Here is an 18317-nt window from a genome sequence, read left to right on the forward strand (position 1 = left end):
CCCGGTTGTCCCGGGCATCAGCTAACCGGGTTCTGTTCCAACTCCTCCAGGTAGTGGCGGGCGCTGCGCCCCTGGTCATAGTCCGCCACCGCCGCCTTCAGGACCTCGCGGGGCGGCGGCCGATCCAGGGTCGCGCGCATGGCCTCGGCCAGGGCCGCTATATCTCCGACCGGCACCAGGGGGCCAAGGCGCCCGGCGTCCAGCACCTCCGCCGGGCCGCTGGGACAATCCGTCGCGACCACTGGCGTGCCCAGGGCCATGGCCTCGGTCAGGACGTTGGGCGAGCCCTCCCAGGCGGAGGAGAGGACGAAGAGGTCGGCCGCGGCCAGGAAGGGCAGGGGATTGGCCTGGAAACCGGGGAGATCCACCTGGTGTTGAATACCCAGTTGCCTGACCAGGTCTGTCAGGGCCTGGCGGTCACTGCCCTCGCCGATGATGACCAGCCGGCAGGGGCGGTCCTGGCTCACCCGCGCGAAGGCGCGGATCAGGGTGGGGAAGTCTTTCTGACGTTGCAGCCGGCCGGCCCCCAGGATGACCGGCGGCCCCTCCTTCTGGAACCAGGGATGGGGACAGGGCTCCGCGGCCAGCAGTCCCTGATCGGGGGTGATGACCGGATTGCGGATGACGCGGATAGACTCCAGCGGCAGCCGGGCCAGGGCAGCGGTGTCCGCCGCCACGCCCTGGGAGACCGCCACGATGCGATCCATGCGCGGATACAGCCAGCGCAGGGGCCAGGCGCGCCACTGGCGCGCCAGGGCCGAGCGTCCGGCCAGGGCGGCGGATAGGTTAGTCCCCAGCCGCAGCACCAGGCGGGTGTCGGTACCCGCCAGCCCCCGCGCCAGCACCGCCGCCCGCCCCGCCCGCTCCTTGACCACCAGCAGCGCCGGGGGCCGTTGCCGCCGCAGATAGCGCGCCAGGGCCGGAATGGCCAGCAGACTATGGTCGGTGCCGAGCGGCAGGCGATTGATCTCCGCCGGCAGCTCACGCAGATGGGGGCTCTGATCGCGAATCAGCAGCAGATCGACCCGCCGGCCCGCCGCCACGAAGCCGCCCAGCAGATTGACCAGCATGCGCTCCACCCCGCCGCTTCCGGAAAAGGAGGCCAGGACGGCGAGGGGGGGACGGTCGGACGGGGCGGGGTGATCAGGCATGGGGCGGCTCGCGGCAGGGACGGGTGGGCATCGGGCTATGCTATATTCCAATCCTATTCACGGTTGCCAACAAGCGCGCTTTTCAACCCCCATGCCCAAACCTGACAGCGTTTACTTCTTTGGCACCTGCCTCATCGACCTGGTCATGCCCCTGGCCGGCCTGGCGGCCATGCGGCTGCTCCAGCGGGAGGGCATTGAAGTCATCTATCCCCAGGGCCAGACCTGTTGCGGCCAACCGGCCTACAACTCGGGTTACGACGCCGAGGCCCGGGCGGTGGCGCGCTGTCAGCTCGATGCCTTGAGTCGCGATATTCCGGTGGTGGTGCCTTCCGCCTCCTGCGCCGGCATGCTGAAGGTCCAGTATCCCAAGCTGTTCGCGGGCACCCCGGACCAGGCGCGTGCCGAGCGGCTGGCGGCGCGGGTTTATGAGCTGACGGATTTCCTGGCGCGGGTGCTGGATTGGCGACCGGTCGACCGGGGCGAGCCCCTCAAGGTCGTGCTGCACCATTCCTGCTCGGCGCGCCGCGAGATGGGGGTAGCCGAAGCCGCGACCGACCTGCTGTCGCGGCTGGCCCACCTGGAGACAGTGGAACCCGATCACGCCCACGAATGCTGTGGCTTCGGCGGCACCTTCGCCGTGAAGCAGCCGGAGATCTCGGCGGCCATGGCGGCGGACAAGGCCGACGCCCTCGCGGCCACGGGTGCCCAGGTCCTGGTCAGCCAGGATTGCGGCTGTCTGCTCAATTTGGGCGGCACCCTGGCGCGCCGGTTCCCGGACGCGGGGCCCCGCGTCCAGCACATCGCCGAATTGCTGTGGGAGCGCACCCATGAGTCCTGAGTTTCCCGTCCGCGTCAGCCAGGCCCTCGGCAATGACCGGGTGCGCCGCAATATCCGGCGCACCATGGATGGGCTGGTCCTCAAACGCCACAAGGCCTTTCCCGATGAGCATGAACTGGCGGTTCTGCGTCGGCGCGGCAAACTGATCCGCGGCCATGCCCTGGCCCATCTGCCGGATCTGCTGGAGGAACTGGAGCGCAATTGCCAGCGCAACGGCATCCAGGTGCATTGGGCAGAGACCGCGGCGGAGGGTAATGCCCTGGTCCGCGACATCCTGCGCCGGCATGGAGCCGATCGGGTCATCAAGGGCAAGTCCATGGTCTCGGAGGAGATGGGCCTCAACCACTATCTGGAGGCCCAGGGCATCCGCGCCGTGGAGACGGACCTGGGGGAGTTCATCCTCCAGTTGGGGGACGAAAGGCCCTCCCACATCATCGCCCCGGCGATCCACAAGGACCGGGTGGAGATCGCCCAACGCTTTGCCGCTCACTTTCCCGAGTACCCCTACACCGAGGATATCGAGGGTCTGACCGCCATCGCCCGCCGCATCATGCGGGAGCACTTTGGCCAGGCCATCGCCGGCCTCTCCGGGGTCAATTTTGCCGTCGCCGAGACCGGCACCCTCTGCCTGGTCGAGAACGAGGGCAATGGTCGCCTCTGCACCACCGCGCCCCAGGTGCATATCGCGGTCTGTGGCATCGAGAAGGTCATCGCCCGCCTGGATCAATTACCGCCCCTCCTGACCCTGCTGACGCGCTCCGCCACCGGCCAACCCATCACTACCTACGTCAATATGATCAGCGGTCCCCGGCGGGAAGGCGAGCTAGACGGTCCCCGCGAGGTCCATCTGGTCCTGCTGGACAATGGCCGTTCCCGCATCCATGGCGACCCCCAACTGAGTTCCACCCTGCGGTGTATTCGCTGCGGCGCCTGCATGAACCACTGCCCGGTCTATTCCCGCCTGGGCGGCCATGCCTATGGCACCGTCTATCCCGGCCCCATTGGCAGCGTCCTCGAACCCCAACTCCAGGGCCTCGATCGTCTGGGCGAGTTGGCGGATGCCTCCAGTCTCTGCGGCGCCTGTGGCGAGGTCTGCCCGGTGCGCATCCCCCTGCCGGCCCTGCTGCGCCGCTTGCGCGCCGAGGGAGTGCGCGGTCGCAAGGGCTCCCAGGTGGTAGGTCGGGGCAGCCGCCGCAAGCCCCTGCACCGGCTGATCTGGACCCTATGGCGCTGGGTCAACGCCTCCCCGACCCTCTATCGAGGTCTGACGGGTCTGGGCACCCGGCTGCGCTGGCTGGTGCCCAAGCACTTGGGTCCTTGGACCCGGACCCGGTCCGCGCCCGCCATTGCCCCCCGGAGTCTCCATGAGTTGGCACGGCTGGAGGGCTTTCAGGGTGAATGAATGCGAAATGGCGGCTAATGATCGCGGGCTCGGCACCCTGTTCCCTCCTGGTCCCTACCAACTGCTGGCATCCGACCCGGGCCATCGGGCTCTGACACCCATATTGCTGGCTGCTGATTCTCGCCATGAGTGACCCCCGCATCGCCATCCTGTCTCGTTTGCGCGCCCGGCACCCGGCCGCGCGCCCCCTGCCCGAAAATCCGGTGCGCCGCTTCGATTGGTCCCCCCAGGAGCGGCTGAGCCGCTTCCGGGAGGCCCTGGAGGCGGTGCGCGGCGAGGTGGTCCTGGTCGGCGCGGACTGGCCGCTCCGCCTGTTCGCCTGGCTGCGCGCCAGGGACGCCAGCAATCTGCGCTATGCCCCCGCGACCGAGCTGGGCCAGGCACTGGAGAAGGGTTGGCCGGACGGCGAGGCCATTCGCCTGATTCCTCATCGCGAGCCGGTGGAGACCTGCCGACAGGATCTCTTTGCCAACACGGATGCGGGTCTGACCGGCTGCTTCGGTGGCATCGCCGAGACGGGCTCCCTGGTCCTCTGGCCCAGCATCCAGGAGCCCCGGCTGCTGTCGCTGGTGCCGCCTATCCATGTCGTGGTGCTGGACGCCCGCCGCATCCGCTCGACCTTTCATGAATTCCTGGTGGAGGAGGACTGGGTGGGGCAGGGCCTGCCCACCAACGCCCTGCTGATCAGCGGCCCCTCCAAGTCGGCGGATATCGAGCAGACCCTGGCCTATGGGGTGCATGGGCCCAAGGAACTGCTGGTTTTGGTGCGGGAGGATCCAGACCCTGCGGGCGACCCCTCGGCGGCGGCATCGTAGGAGCCGAGCCCCCTGCGCGACCCCTCGTTCACCCCCGCCCCCTCACTCCCCCGGAATAACCCCATGACCGACACCCCGTCCCTCGCTGCCCCGTCCCGCGCCACCCCCGAGACCCACCAACGGGGCTTGGATAAGGTGGCGCGCATCCCGGTCAAGGTGGAGCCGGTCGGCGAACCCCTGCGTAAGCCCGCCTGGATTCGCGCCCGCGCGCCTATCGGGCCGGGGGTGACCCGCATCAAGCGTTTGCTGCGCGAGGCCAAGCTGACGACCGTCTGCGAGGAGGCACAGTGTCCTAATCTCGGCGAATGCTTTAATCACGGCACCGCCACCTTCATGATCCTGGGGGATGTCTGCACCCGCCGCTGCCCCTTCTGTGACGTGGCCCATGGTCGCCCAGTCGCCCCCGATCCGGATGAGCCGGAGCACCTGGCCCAGTCCATCGCCGTCCTGGGCCTGGGTTATGTGGTCATCACCTCCGTCGATCGCGACGACCTGCGGGATGGTGGCGCCGGCCACTTCGCTGCCTGTCTGCGCGCCATCCGCCACCGCGCCCCGCGGACGCGCCTGGAGATCCTGGTGCCGGACTTCCGCGGCCGGGAGTCCCTGGCCCTCGATCAATTCATGGGCGATGGTCTGCCGGACCTTTTCAATCACAATCTGGAGACGGTGCCCCGCCTCTACCCCCGGGCCCGCCCCGGTGCCGAATATGCCGGCTCCCTGGCCTTGCTCGGCGCCTTCAAGGCGCGCCACCCCGCTATTCCCACCAAGTCCGGCCTCATGCTCGGCCTGGGCGAGGAGGAGGGCGAGGTGCTGGCGGTCATGGCCGACCTGCGCGCCCAGGGCTGCGATATGCTCACCCTGGGCCAGTACCTGGCCCCCAGCCGCTCCCACCTGCCGGTGGTCCGCTACTGGACCCCGGATGAATTCGCGGGCCTGCGCCGCGCGGGCGAGGCCCTGGGTTTTGTCAATGTCGCCAGCGGCGCCATGGTGCGCTCGTCCTACCATGCGGATCGCCAGGCCACCGAGGCCCTGGCGGAGTTCAACACCGCGTCCGCGGCCTGATCCTGGGCAAATTTGATCTGGATCAAGGCGAGTTCCCCGGGTCTGTATAAATTTCCGCCTGGGGAAGTGCGAAGCGCGCCAGAAGAAAAACACAGCGATAGGGGCGCAGGGGACAGGGAGCGGTAAATCAAGGATGTGAACAGCGGGTGCCGCCGTGCTTTCCCAAGGGTCCGAGTATCGCATCTAACCCGGTTCGAACCGGCCGGGAGAGCCTGTTCCACCTCAAAGGAGAGCATCAATGAAAATCAGCCGCCAAGGCCGCAAGGTCGCTTGGCTTTCCAGTAGCCTGGCCGGCATGGCCCTGCTGTTGGCTTACGGGCCTGCCCAAGCGGAACGTCCGCCCGGCCAGGTCGGAGTCGATTGGGGTACGCCCGCGGGCCAGGAGTGCGTCGATTGCCACATGACCGAGAACCCTGGCCTCTACTGGGAATGGAACAAAAGCCAGCATGGCCAGAATGGCGTCAACTGCCTGGATTGTCATGAGGCCAAGGAGGGGGATAAGGATGCCTTCAGCCACGAGGGCGCCCTTATCTCCATCGTGGTGACCCCCAAGGATTGCTCGAAATGCCATGCCGGTGAGTACGAGCAGATGGAGGGTTCCCATCACTCCAAGGCCGGCGATATCCTCGCCTCCCTGGACAACCTGATGGGCGAGGTGGTCGGCGGACCCGCCGCGGTCAACGCCGGTTGCCGCCAGTGTCATGGCGGTCTCCTTGAGTTCGAAACCGAGGGCAAGAACAAGGGTCGGCCCCTCCCGGGTAGTTGGCCCAACACCGGCATAGGCCGCTTGAACCCGGACGGCTCCAAGGGCTCCTGCACCGCCTGCCATGGTCGCCATCGCTTCTCCCGCGAACAGGCCCGTACCCCGGATACCTGCGGCAAATGCCATGTGGGACCCGATCATCCCCAGATCGAGGTCTATAACGAGTCCAAGCACGGCATTATCTACCGGGCTCAGATTGATGAGATGAATCTCAAGTCCGACAAGTGGATCGCCGGAGTGGATTACTCCGCCGCCCCCACCTGCGCCACCTGCCACATGAGCGCCGGCCTCAATCAGCCCAAGACTCACAATGTCGGCGAGCGTATCTCCTGGACCCTGAGGCCCCCCATCTCCACCAAGATGAATCTGGTGAAGCTGGAGGATGGCAATGAGTTCGACGTCCCCGAGGGTAAGGAACTGCCCAAGGTCGGCGACGAGGCCAAGGGTTCCAAGGTGGTCGAGGTCATCACTTGGAAGGACCGCCGCGCCAAGATGGAGAGCGTCTGCTTCGGTTGCCACTCCACCAGCGTGGTCGAGGGCCACTACAAGCAGTTTGACGACGTGGTCGAACTTTATAACGAGAAGTTCGCCAAGCCAATCGCCGCCGTCATGGCCGAACTCAAGGAGAAGGGCTACATCACCCCCGCCCCCTTCGACGAGAACATCGAGTGGACCTGGTGGGAGATCTGGCACCACGAGGGCCGTCGCGCCCGCCATGGCGCCGCCATGATGGGCCCGGACTACACCTGGTGGCACGGCATCTACGAGGTGGCCAAGCACACCTATTTCGAGTGGATCCCCGAACTCAAGGAAGTGGTTCGCGCCAAGGATAAGAACGATAAGGCCGCCGTGGCCCTGCTGGAGAAGCACTTCAAGCCCATCGAGGGCCATGACTGGTACTTCAACGGCATGAACAAGGAATCGCTGGAAAAGGTGCGGGCTGGTTTCGAGGCTCGTTACGGCAAGGGGTCGCTGAAATAGACCGGTCCTAGATCACGACCCAACGAGATCCCGCGCGGGGCCTGGTGCCCCCCGCGGGATTTTTCATTTCTGGAGGAGATAGTGTCATGAAAATCCGTTTATTACTCGCTGCGGTGTTTCTATGCTTGGCCCTGCCCCTGGCCGCCGAGGAGCCCAGCCTGCTCCAGCAAGGCGAAACCCTGCTCAACGAAGGCAAGCTCCCGGAGGCCCTCGCCGCCCTGCAACAGGCAGTGGTTGCCGAGCCGAATTCCTCCCGGGCCTTCCAACGCCTGGGCGGCGCCCAACTCATGAGTCAGGACTATGCCGGCAGCATCCAGAGCTTCCAGCGCGCCATCAGCCTGGATGCCAATAATGCCGACGCCTTCGTCGGCATGGCTATGGCCTATATTCACGGGGGCCGTTATGGCCAGGCCCGCTCCGCCCTGGAAGAGGCCAAGCGCATCGCCCCGGCCAAAGGGCCCAAGATCGACGAGGTCATCTCCTGGATTGATCAGCGGCCCGCCCTGTAAGAGCGAATGTAGTCCACCAGGCAATTGGGATCGGAGTAGCGGCCAGCGTCGAAGGGACTGGTTCTCAAGCTCATTGGTTTGTCATGCCCGCCCGGATGCTCTAGCCTTATGGCCTCCTGAGCCATCCAGGAAGCGCATTGGCGGGAATGGTAGGGTGCGGGACCAAGGTGGCGATTGGCTCGCGGTACCGCCGATCGCTGCCGTGTCCCAGATCCGATTGTCAGGAGACATCCGTGGGCAACCCCTTCTTTGACAGACCGATTCTCAATTCCCCCTATGCCTGTCCCAAGCGGCATTGGGAACTGGACGCCACCGGTCAACCGACTCAAAAAATTCTTGAAACCCGGCGTCGCGCGGAGTTCATCACCCCGATCCCCAAGCCCAAGAAACAAAGCGGCCCTGGTAAGCAGAGCGAGATAGCGTTCGATGAAGGCATGGGGCTGAGTACCGAGGATCAGCGCTACGACCACACCGCCATCATCAACGCCCTTCGTCAGGAGGTGGATCGTTGGCGCCAGGACCCCGACCCGAATCATTGGCGGGTCACCCCCGAGACGGCCCGTCTCCTCCAGCATTGGCGCCATCACCCCTTCAGCGGCATCCGCCCTTTCTTTTGCCAGGTCGAGGCCGTCGAGACCGCCATCTGGCTGACCGAGGTCGCGCCTCAGATCGGCAAGGCCGGCGAACGCTTCCTGAGGCATCTGACCGACGCGAACCACGACGCCAATCCGGAGCTGATGCGCCTGGCCCTCAAGCTCGCCACCGGGGCTGGCAAGACCACCGTCATGGCTATGCTGATCGCCTGGCAGACCGTCAATGCCGTTCGCCGCCGGGGCACCAAGAAGTTTACGCGCGGCTTTCTCGTCGTCACCCCCGGGATCACCATCCGGGACCGCCTGCGGGTCCTCCAACCCAGCGACCCCGACAGCTATTTCGCCAGCCGCGAGCTGGTCCCCAGCGACCTGCTCGATGAGGTCAAGCGCGCCAAGATCGTCATCACCAACTACCACGCCTTCCGGCGACGCGAGCGCCTGGAAATCTCCAAGGGCGGTCGCCTCCTGCTGCAAGGCCGAAGCGGCGAGGCCCTGGACACCCAGGAGACCGAGGGCCAAATGCTCCAGCGTGTCATGCCCGACCTGATGGGCCTGAAGAACATCCTGGCCATCAACGACGAGGCCCACCACTGCTACCGCGAGAAGCCGAATCAGGGTCAGGAGGTCAATTTGACGGGAGACGAGAAGAAGGAGGCCGAGAAAAATAGCGCCGCCGCCCGACTCTGGATCTCCGGCCTGGAGGCCGTCAATCGCCACCAGGGCCTGGCTCGCGTCTTCGATCTTTCCGCCACCCCTTTCTTCCTGCGCGGTTCCGGTTATGCCGAGGGCACCCTCTTTCCTTGGACCCTGAGCGACTTCTCGCTGATGGATGCCATCGAGAGCGGCATCGTTAAGTTGCCGCGGGTGCCCATCGCCGACAACATCCCTGGCGGCGAAATGCCCATGTTCCGCAACCTCTGGGAGCATATCGGCAAGAAAATGCCCAAAAAGGGCCGGGGCAAGGCGGCGTCACTGAATCCGCTCGATCTGCCGCCCCCGCTTCAGACGGCCCTGGAGGCCCTGTACGGCCACTACGAGAAGACTCACCTCCTGTGGAATCAGGCGGGAGTACCGGTCCCGCCCTGTTTCATCGTCGTCTGCAATAACACCGCCACCTCCAAGTTGGTTTACGACTACATCTCCGGCTTCCAGCGCCACCAGGACGACGGCACCCGCAAACTGGAGGCCGGCCGCCTGCCCCTGTTCCGCAACCACAACGAGGATGGCGATCCCCTGCCACGCCCCCGGACCCTCCTGATCGATAGCGAACAACTGGAATCCGGCGAGGCCCTGGACGAGAACTTCCGAGCCATAGCCGCCGATGAAATCGAACGCTTCCGGCGCGAGATCATCGAGCGTACCGGCGACCCGCGCCAGGCCGAAAACCTCACCGATCAAGACCTCCTGCGCGAAGTTATGAACACGGTTGGCAAGCCTGGCCGGCTCGGGGCCGACATTCGCTGCGTGGTCTCGGTCTCCATGCTCACCGAGGGCTGGGATGCCAATACCGTTACCCACGTCCTGGGTGTCCGCGCCTTCGGCACCCAGCTCCTGTGCGAGCGGGTTATCGGCCGGGCGCTGCGCCGCCAGTCCTATGACCTCAACGAAGAGGGGCTCTTTAACGTCGAATATGCCGATGTCCTGGGTATCCCTTTCGACTTCAATGCCACCCCCACGGTGGCACCGCCGCAGCCCCCGCGACAGGCCATTCAGGTCAAGGCGGTCCGCCCCGAGCGCGATGCCCTGGAGATCCGCTTTCCCCGCGTGGCGGGCTATCGCACCGAACTGCCCGAGGATCGGCTGGCGTCCCAATTCGACGCGGACTCGGTCCTGGAATTGACGCCGGACCTGGTCGGTGCCGCTGAAACGCTCAATGCCGGCATCATCGGCGCGACCGTGGATCTCAACCTTGTCCATACGGGGGAAGTGCGCCAGGCTCAGGTGCTCTACGAACTGACATCCCACCTCTTGCTCAGCCGCTACCGCGATGCCAACGGTGAGCCCCAGCTCCATCTCTTCGGCCAACTCAAGCGCATTACCCGCCAGTGGCTCGATGGCTATCTCCACTGCCAGGGCGGTGTTTACCCGGCGCAACTCAAATACAAGACCCTGGCGGATATGGCCTGTGAGCGAATTAACGCCGGCATCACCCGCGCCTTCATCGGCCAGCGCCCCGTCAAGGCCCTGCTCGACCCCTACAACCCGGTCGGCTCCACCGTTCATGTCAACTTCACGACCTCCAAGATCGACCGCTGGGAGACGTCCGCCGACCGCTGTCACCTCAACTGGGCCATCCTCGATAGCGACTGGGAGGCGGAGTTCTGCCGCGTGGTGGAGGCCCATCCCCAGGTGTGCGCCTATGTGAAGAACCACAATCTGGGCTTCGAGGTGCCTTACCGGTACGGTTCCGAGATGCGCCGCTACCTGCCCGACTTCATCGTCCTGGTGGATGATGGCCATGGCGACGACGACCCTCTGCACCTCATTGTCGAGATCAAGGGCTTTCGGGGCGAGGATGCCAAGGACAAGAAGGCCACGATGGACAGCTACTGGGTCCCCGGCGTGAACAACCTCGGCACCTACGGCCGCTGGGCCTTCGCCGAATTCGGCGATGTCTACCAGATCGAATCCGCCTTCAAGGTCAAGGTCGAAGGGGAGTTCAACAAGATGATCGGTGCCGTCGTCGCGGCACCAACGGCCGTGGAGGCCTAGCCTTCTCGTTCCCATATGACTAAAGAAATCACGAATGAGCGGTAATTTTCTCGACTCCAATTGCTACCGGCGCGGCATCGCGGTTCAGGGACGTTATGGCTTCCATTTCTATGACTCCCTGATTGTGGCGGCTGCCCTGGAGGCCGGTTGCACGCGGCTGTTGAGTGAAGACCTGCAACACGGCTAAAGGATCGAGACTCTGACCGTGGAAAACCCCTTCCTGTAAGGTACAACGATGCCCCCAAAGCAAAAAGGCCCCGCGGTCACGGTCGCCACACTGACCCACGGCGACGCCACCCGCAAGAACATCCCGACGGCCGAATACCAGCCGGTGATGCAGAAGGCCGAGCAGGACCCGGTGCCCGTAACCTATGAGCGCGGCGGGGCCGGATGCGATAAGGAAAAGGACCAGCGCAACCGCGATCTCGATCCCCAACTCGTCTGGCGCGGCAAGGACCAGCAGGACTGGAGCGATCTCGTCGTAAATGCTCCGCCCCTTTACATCCAGGAGAAGGTCCACCCCAAGGTCCTGATCGACGACCTGCTGCGCCAATCCCAGAACCCCTTGCTCCGCGAGAGAGGGGCCGGGGGTGAGGGTGAGCAGATCGACATGTTCTCCGATTTCAACGGCCTCCCCAAGGACGCCGACAAGACCGAGTTCTACCGCCACGACCAAAACTGGTCCAACCGCATGATCCTCGGCGACTCTCTGCAAGTCATGGCCAGCCTGGCCGAACGCGAGGGGCTGCGCGGCAAGGTGCAGTGCATCTACCTCGATCCGCCTTACGGCATCAAGTTCAACAGCAACTTTCAGTGGTCCACCACCAGCCGCGACGTGAAGGATGGCAACGCCGCCCACATCACCCGCGAGCCCGAGCAGGTCAAAGCCTTCCGCGACACCTGGCGCGACGGCATCCACAGCTACCTCACCTACCTGCGGGATCGGCTCACCGTCGCCCGCGATCTGCTCACCGACTCTGGCTCCATCTTCGTGCAAATCGGCGATGAAAATGTCCACCGCGTCCGGGCGTTGCTCGATGAAGTGTTCGGCCCTGAAAACTGCGTCAGCTCCATCGTCTTCGTCAAAACATCAAGCTCGACTAGTGACTTCCTCGGTCCGACGTTTGATACGCTGCTCTGGTATGCAAAAAGGAAAGAGGCTGTGAAATACCGTAAGTCTTTGCTGAAGAAAGCCCCCGGTCAAAAGGGAGGAACTGGCTACAAGAGCGTCCAACTTGCGAATCTGGAGCGAAGGACGCTAACCAAGGCTGAGATTGATGAACCTGGCTCGCTACCGAGCGGATCGAAGATTTACTTTCGCGACAATCTCACGAGTCAAAGTGTAGGCCGGGACAAAGGTGAGGGAGCAGCTTCTTGGTTCGGCGTAAACTTCGAGGGCCAAGTGATCAAACCGTCGCTCTCAGTCCGATGGAAAACCAATGAGCTAGGATTTGATCGGCTCATTAAAGGAAGCCGAGTGGAGGCCAGTTCCGGGAATAATCTCGGCTACATTCGGCTGCTGGATGACTACCCAGTTTATGAGCTAACAGACGTTTGGACGGATACACTCGGGCAGAACCAATTTGGAGGCTCGAAAACCTATGTTGTCCAAACCGCGCTCACTGCCGTCGAACGCTGCCTCCTGATGACCACCGACCCCGGCGACCTCGTGCTCGACCCAACCTGCGGGTCCGGCACCACTGTGACTGTCGCCGAGCAATGGGGACGTCGCTGGATCACGATTGACACCTCGCGCGTGGCGCTGGCACTGGCCCGCGCCCGCGTCATGGGCGCGCGTTACCCCTTTTACCTGCTGGCCGATTCCCGCGAAGGCCAGGTCAAGGAAGCCGAAGTCACCCGCACCACGCCGAGTTCGCGGCCCGTCCACGGCAACATCCGCCACGGCTTCGTCTATGAGCGCGTGCCGCACATCACCCTCAAGTCGATCGCTAATAACACCGAGATCGACGTCATCTGGGAGAAGTGGCAGGCGACATTAGAGCCGCTGAGCGAGGGCCTGAATGCCGCGATGGGGCAGCAGTGGCAGGAATGGGAGATGCCTCGCGCGGCCGAAGACCCCTGGCCGACCGAGCCCCGGCGGCAATTCGATGCATTGAAGGCCGAGCAAGCCAAAAGCGCGAACGCCAGACAGAGCAAGATCGAAGACAGCCTGCTCGCGCTCAACAAGGCCCTCAAGCGGGATTACACCCTGGAGACCCTGCCGGACCGCCCCGTCGATCCCTGGCCTGAACCGGTTAGCAAGCTGCATGGGGATTGGTGGCAGGCCCGCATCGCCCGCCAGCGGGAGATCGACGCCTCCATCGCCGCTAAGGCTGATTTCGAGTACCTCTACGACAGGCCCTATGTCGACAGGAAGACGGTCCGTGTCGCTGGCCCCTTCACCGTGGAGAGCCTGTCCCCCCACCGGGTGCTGGGCGTTGACGAGAACGATGAACTGATCGACCCGACGGATCGCATTGCCCATCCCGATGCCGGCTACGGGGAGAAGCAGACCTTCCCCCAGATGATCCTGGAGAACCTGAAGGTGGCCGGGGTACAGCAGGCCCACAAGGAGGGCCGGATCAGCTTCACCTCCCTGCTACCCTGGCCTGGCGATCTGGTCTGCGCGATCGGCCGCTATCGCGAAGGTGACCCGGAAACCGGGACCGAAAAGCGCGCCGCCATCTTCATCGGCCCCGAGTTCGGTACCGTCAGCCGCCCCGATCTGGTCAGTGCCGCCCGCGAGGCCGGCGATGCCGATTTCGATGTCCTGATCGCCTGCGCCTTCAACTACGAGGCCCATGCCACCGACTTCAATAAGCTTGGCCGCATCCCGGTGCTCAAGGCGCGGATGAACGCCGACCTGCACATGGCCCAGGACCTGAAAATCACCAGCAAGGGCAACCTGTTCGTGATCTTCGGCGAGCCGGACATCGAGATTCTGCCCGCCGGGAATGGCCAGATGCGGATCAAGATCAAGGGCGTGGACGTCTTCCACCCCAGTACCGGGGAGGTCCGCAGCGACGGGGCTGCGGGCATCGCCTGCTGGTTCATCGACACCGATTACAACGAGGAGAGTTTCTTCGTCCGCCATGCCTACTTCCTGGGCGCCGAGGACCCTTACAAGGCGCTGAAGACGACCCTCAAGGCCGAGATCAACGAGGAAGCCTGGGCCTCCTTGCATAGCGATACCTCCCGCCCCTTCCTCAAACCCGCCTCCGGACGCATTGCCGTCAAGGTTATCAATCATCTGGGGGACGAGGTGATGAAGGTCTTCAGAGTGCCTCAGGCTCTCAACGGCCAGTTGAAAACCGGCGAGCAGGCTCTTGGGTGAACGACCCTGCCGAAAGCGGACGAGGCGACTGGCAGCCACCTGCCTTGGAGTTGCCTGGCGCCATCGGCTGGCGTGCGCAGTACACGGAGATCATCTTCGCAGATCCTCCCTATCTGGTGCTGCAGGCAACCCCGGTTTTTCCCGGTGGCCAGGGGCGGTTAGCGGCCCGAGGCATAGTCTGGGATCCCTTGGCCCTGTCGGAATCCATCGTCAGACCTGGGGCTCACTACTTGTTGACGTCCGATTGCGGCTACGCGCCGGATGCAGGGATTGAAGAGGCGGTCTTGGTTAGCCATCCCGACGCCCTGACCGTTGTGGCGGCGGATTTGGACGGCAGCGTCAGCGCCAACCCGGGGGGCGGCTGATGGATACCCTGATCGCGCACCCCGTCGACCCCTGGTTTCGCTCCGAGATCGATCGGCACCTGGCGATGATCGAGGCAGACCACGGCGTTCGGGTGCTGTTCGCCTGCGAGTCGGGCAGCCGGGGCTGGGGTTTTGCCTCGCCGGACAGCGACTACGACGTGCGCTTTATTTACGTCCACCCGCTCGACTGGTACCTGCGGGTCAGTCCGCAACGGGACGTGATAGAAGTACCCATCTCCGGGGACTTGGACATCAACGGCTGGGAGTTGCGCAAGGCCTTGGGGTTGTTGAAAAAGGGCAATGCTACCCTGATCGAATGGCTGGATTCTCCGATCGTCTATCGCGCCGAAGCCGCATTCCTCGACGCTCTACGCCGCGCTGTCCAGCTCACGCACTGGCCGGAGCGGTCTTTCTATCACTACATCCACATGGCGCGGGGGCATCACCGGCAATATCTCGGGGGCGAGCAGGTGCGCCTGAAGAAGTACCTGTACGTCCTGCGCCCCGTGCTGGTCGCCACCTGGATCGAGCAGGGCCGGGGCCTTGTCCCAATGCGATTTCAGGACCTCGTTGACGCCTTGATCGAAGAGCCGGGGCTGCGTATCGCCATTGCCGACCTGTTGGCCTGGAAACGCAGCGCGTTGGAGTTGGCGTATGGCCCCCGGATCCAAGTCATCGACGACTACTTGACCTCTGAGCTGTCGCGGCTCGAACGCGCCTCGATCCCGCCGGCGCACGACATCGACTTCTAGGTACTTGACCGGCTGCTGTTCGACACCGTGACTCAGCGGGACAGGACAGACTGATGAAGTTCCGCATCGCCGGACTTAAATTGAGGCGGCGGGCCGAAGGGCCGCAGATTGGGATTTTCTGGGTGGCCCAAATCATAATTGTTATCGTAGTTGTGGCTCGGCCAGTCCCCGCTTCAACCAAAACCGATCCAGGTACCGGGTGTCCGAGCTTGGGAGGCGCCAAGCAGGCCGTTACCTCCAATCAACAACCACGGGAGATTTTCCGATGCGCATGACAACCGCGCCAACTTGCCATCGACCGAAGCCTTTTGTGCAAAAAATAATCCTGACGCTCTTGCCCCTATTACTGCTGCCAGGCTGCGCCACGCAGGATGAAGCGGGCACCGTGCTGGGCAGCGCCGCCGTGGGGGCGGCTATCGGCGCCCTAGGCGGAGCGGCCTTGGGTTCCACCTCTCACCGTGGCTATTACTACGGGTATCCCAGCCGTTCGGATATGGCCGCCAGTGGCGCTCTGGCGGGAGCGGCGGTAGGTGGAGCCATTGGCGTGGCCAACGTCGCCCAGCAACGGGAATACCAACGCCGGGAGGACTATTACCGAGCCCAGGAGGCCGCCAGGCAATACGGCGATACCCAATGCACCAGTACCCGGACGGTGGATGACTATGGCCATGTCCGGACCACGGAAACCTGCACCTCGAATGTCCAACGACCTGGCTATCAAAGTTACTGAATGGGGTAAATGGGGTAGTCACGTTTTCGGGACAATATTTATTTTTCCCCGGGCAGGGGTTTTGATTCATGATGCAGTCCCCGTAATCAGGTGGTCCGAGCGACCACGAGGTATTGCTCCGCGTGGCGTTCGGGAGATATCCGAGATCGTGTTGCCTGACGGGCGGGGGTCTGTGGGGCTAATCGGTATCCCATCGAAAAGGTGACGGGTTAGGAAGGAGTTTTCAATGGAAATAAGGTTTTCAAGACACGCGAGGCGACGTGCGAAGCTTTACGGCATTCCTGAATCTACTGTCGAACAAACAATAGCGAATGCGAATCTTACCGATGGCGAGAACAAGATAATAGAGCTTGCTCCAGGCTTTAAGTTTCCACTGAAAATCATTGCGGTTCTTGAAGGCCAAATTGTTACGGTAATCAAGACCTACCCACTCAAGAAAGGGCTTCGATATGAAAGTTCACTATGACGATGAAGTAGATGCCTTATATTTGGGTCTTGGTGACCAGGAACCGGACGGGGTAATCGAAATCGCGGAGGGCGTCAACCTCGACACGACAGAAGATGGAAAAATAACAGGAATAGAAATACTTAGGGCTTCAGACAGGCTTAATATTGATACTATCTTGTCTTATACCCTTGATCTAGATAAAAGTATAATTAAAAAGAAGGCAGCCTAACCATCATGCTGTGCTTGATCCCACACCCAAACCACGACTTCGCGACCTGCAAGCTGAGTCCGAGGCGAGGAGGGGCTATGCGTTCCTTGGCGACGCGTTATGGGCAGGTCAAGCGCCCCCCTAAAAACGCTCCAGCGGACATCCTGGAAAGCCGCGCAGGTTGGTGAATTCAGTCGTTAGAAAATAGGAGTCATCTTGGTATCCCCACGATTGGTCGCGAAAATTGAAGCCGAAGAGCCAACTCTTCGTTTAGCGGTTCTCATTGACGACGACAATGCACAAGGGGCTGTCATTGATGGGCTTCTGGCTCCTCGGGTTGCTCCCGGCTCGGGGGGCATTCCGGATCCATGGCCTCTTGCTCCAGCTTGGCCAGATTCCTCTGGACCCACTCCGCGGCCAGACCTCCCACCGAACCGCCCTTGGCGATGATTTGTGCCAGGGCGCGGCCTTCCTCCCGGGTCCAGCGGCTGGGGCCTGAAACGGGCCCCGGGTCCGGGACGCACATGAGGTGGGGCGAAACCTCGTGCCGGGGACAGGCCGCCACCACCCTGGCCAGGATGCGCAGGCCGCCAATGTCCCGATCACCCCAGTGATAAAAGGGGCGGTCGGCTGGCAGGCACTGGTCCAATTGTCCCAGCACCCGCACCAGGGCCGGGGCGGGATAGCCGGCGGTATAGAGGACGACAGCGGCGTCCTGAATCTCCCGGACCTGGCGCTGGAAGCTGGCCAGGTTCTCGATGGTCAGCAGATAGGGGACGGGGGCGCTGGTCTGGATCTGGGTGACGGCATCCGGCGACAGGCCGACAAAGGGCCGCAGGGGCGTCAGGTCCCAGTCCGTGCCGCCATAGTCCAGGACCAGGGGCCCCTTGATGAAGAGGGCCGGCGGAAATTTCTCCAGTCCCAGCGCCCGGAAGAGGTCGGCGTCCTCTGACCAGGGGGCCCAGTCGGGATTGCGGCGCAGTAGTCCGCCCAGCCGGCCCAGCAGGGACTCGATGGCCTTGGAATCGCCCAGCAGGCGGACGCTGAAGCGGCGCAGATCCAGCCCCTCCTGTTCCCCCGCCGCGACGGCGCGGGCGATCCGAAACAGCCTGATGGCGGCGGTGGTTTCGGCGGGCGGGATGCGAAAGGGGCTATGGCCCAGCCGCCATTGGGTCAGGGCCTCGGCAAAGACGTCCCGGAGCCAGCCGGGGGCAGTGGCCATATCTTCGGTCAGTCCTTGCGAGATGGTTCGTGCCTGGACGGCGGTCCGGGAGACGCCCAGCCAGGCCGCCAGCAGATCCGGGTCCTTGATGCGGATGCGTCGCAGATCCTGGGCGGCGGTGCGGCGGCCCCATTCCAGGGTCACGCCGCCGGCGGCCTCGGCATTGCCCAGGTAGGCATGGAGGGCGTCGCGCTCCTCCAGATCGGTGACCTCGAAGTAGGCGTGGGCGGAGCGGTCGCCAATGGGGACCGAGTCACGCCCACCCCGGTCCACCTGGGCCAGCAGCTTGAGCAGGAGGGCACGGGCGACCTGACTCATGGGTAAAACAATTCCTTGAAGCCCCCTGTCCCGACTGGGAAGGGGGGATGAGGGTAGATATGATCCCGATGGGTACGGGCTAAAGGTGCTGTCTGGCTCATGAGGATGGGGGGC

At 63.7% G+C, this 18317-nt stretch carries 15 protein-coding genes and 1 pseudogene; 14 read left to right on the top strand and 2 right to left on the bottom strand.

Annotation, left to right across the window (positions count from 1 at the left end; genetic code table 11):
* Positions 1 to 17: 17 nt before the first annotated feature.
* A complete protein-coding gene (locus IPN92_14155; GenBank protein MBK8639348.1) occupies positions 18 to 1070 on the bottom strand; it encodes a glycosyltransferase in 1053 nt (350 codons plus the stop codon).
* Between the two features lie 172 nt (positions 1071 to 1242).
* On the opposite strand from IPN92_14155, the gene IPN92_14160 reads away from it, so the two are divergent.
* The 14 genes and pseudogenes from IPN92_14160 (at position 1243) to IPN92_14225 (ending at position 16684) form a co-directional block, all read left to right on the top strand.
* Positions 1243 to 1989: a (Fe-S)-binding protein gene (locus IPN92_14160; protein MBK8639349.1), complete on the top strand. Its 747-nt coding sequence runs from the start codon at positions 1243 to 1245 to the stop codon at positions 1987 to 1989.
* The gene (locus tag IPN92_14165; protein ID MBK8639350.1) at positions 1979 to 3391 is read left to right on the top strand and encodes an iron-sulfur cluster-binding protein; all 1413 of its coding nucleotides are present in this window, start codon (positions 1979 to 1981) and stop codon (positions 3389 to 3391) included. Before IPN92_14160 ends, IPN92_14165 begins: the two co-directional genes overlap by 11 nt.
* 125 nt (positions 3392 to 3516) lie before the next feature.
* A complete protein-coding gene (locus tag IPN92_14170) occupies positions 3517 to 4206 on the top strand; it encodes a lactate utilization protein (protein ID MBK8639351.1) in 690 nt (229 codons plus the stop codon).
* 63 nt (positions 4207 to 4269) lie between these two features.
* On the top strand, positions 4270 to 5268 hold the full coding sequence (gene lipA / locus IPN92_14175) for a lipoyl synthase (GenBank protein ID MBK8639352.1): 999 nt from the start codon (positions 4270 to 4272) through the stop codon (positions 5266 to 5268).
* A 238-nt stretch (positions 5269 to 5506) separates the two neighbouring features.
* Positions 5507 to 7012 (top strand): cytochrome C552, encoded by a 1506-nt coding sequence (locus IPN92_14180; GenBank protein MBK8639353.1) that lies wholly within the window; start codon positions 5507 to 5509, stop codon positions 7010 to 7012.
* An 86-nt stretch (positions 7013 to 7098) separates the two neighbouring features.
* Positions 7099 to 7521: a tetratricopeptide repeat protein gene (locus tag IPN92_14185; GenBank protein ID MBK8639354.1), complete on the top strand. Its 423-nt coding sequence runs from the start codon at positions 7099 to 7101 to the stop codon at positions 7519 to 7521.
* A 233-nt stretch (positions 7522 to 7754) separates the two neighbouring features.
* Positions 7755 to 10826, top strand: coding sequence for a DEAD/DEAH box helicase family protein (locus tag IPN92_14190; protein ID MBK8639355.1), 3072 nt, complete (start codon positions 7755 to 7757; stop codon positions 10824 to 10826).
* A 64-nt stretch (positions 10827 to 10890) separates the two neighbouring features.
* Positions 10891 to 11013: pseudogene (locus tag IPN92_14195) on the top strand (VapC toxin family PIN domain ribonuclease).
* A 48-nt stretch (positions 11014 to 11061) separates the two neighbouring features.
* Complete coding sequence (locus tag IPN92_14200; GenBank protein ID MBK8639356.1) at positions 11062 to 14160, top strand: site-specific DNA-methyltransferase; 3099 nt, start codon at positions 11062 to 11064, stop codon at positions 14158 to 14160.
* A complete protein-coding gene (locus IPN92_14205; protein ID MBK8639357.1) occupies positions 14157 to 14525 on the top strand; it encodes a hypothetical protein in 369 nt (122 codons plus the stop codon). Before IPN92_14200 ends, IPN92_14205 begins: the two co-directional genes overlap by 4 nt.
* Positions 14525 to 15277: a nucleotidyltransferase domain-containing protein gene (locus IPN92_14210; GenBank protein ID MBK8639358.1), complete on the top strand. Its 753-nt coding sequence runs from the start codon at positions 14525 to 14527 to the stop codon at positions 15275 to 15277. Before IPN92_14205 ends, IPN92_14210 begins: the two co-directional genes overlap by 1 nt.
* A 310-nt stretch (positions 15278 to 15587) precedes the next feature.
* Positions 15588 to 16007 (top strand): hypothetical protein, encoded by a 420-nt coding sequence (locus tag IPN92_14215; protein ID MBK8639359.1) that lies wholly within the window; start codon positions 15588 to 15590, stop codon positions 16005 to 16007.
* A gap of 226 nt (positions 16008 to 16233) precedes the next feature.
* Positions 16234 to 16473: a hypothetical protein gene (locus IPN92_14220; protein ID MBK8639360.1), complete on the top strand. Its 240-nt coding sequence runs from the start codon at positions 16234 to 16236 to the stop codon at positions 16471 to 16473.
* On the top strand, positions 16457 to 16684 hold the full coding sequence (locus IPN92_14225; protein MBK8639361.1) for a DUF2283 domain-containing protein: 228 nt from the start codon (positions 16457 to 16459) through the stop codon (positions 16682 to 16684). The genes IPN92_14220 and IPN92_14225 overlap by 17 nt, the downstream gene beginning before the upstream one ends.
* Before the next feature lie 289 nt (positions 16685 to 16973).
* Here IPN92_14225 and IPN92_14230 read toward each other — a convergent pair whose 3' ends face one another.
* Complete coding sequence (locus tag IPN92_14230; protein MBK8639362.1) at positions 16974 to 18203, bottom strand: hypothetical protein; 1230 nt, start codon at positions 18201 to 18203, stop codon at positions 16974 to 16976.
* Positions 18204 to 18317: the final 114 nt, after the last annotated feature.

The sequence above is a fragment of the Chromatiaceae bacterium genome (assembly GCA_016714645.1).
GTDB lineage: Bacteria > Pseudomonadota > Gammaproteobacteria > Chromatiales > Chromatiaceae > M0108.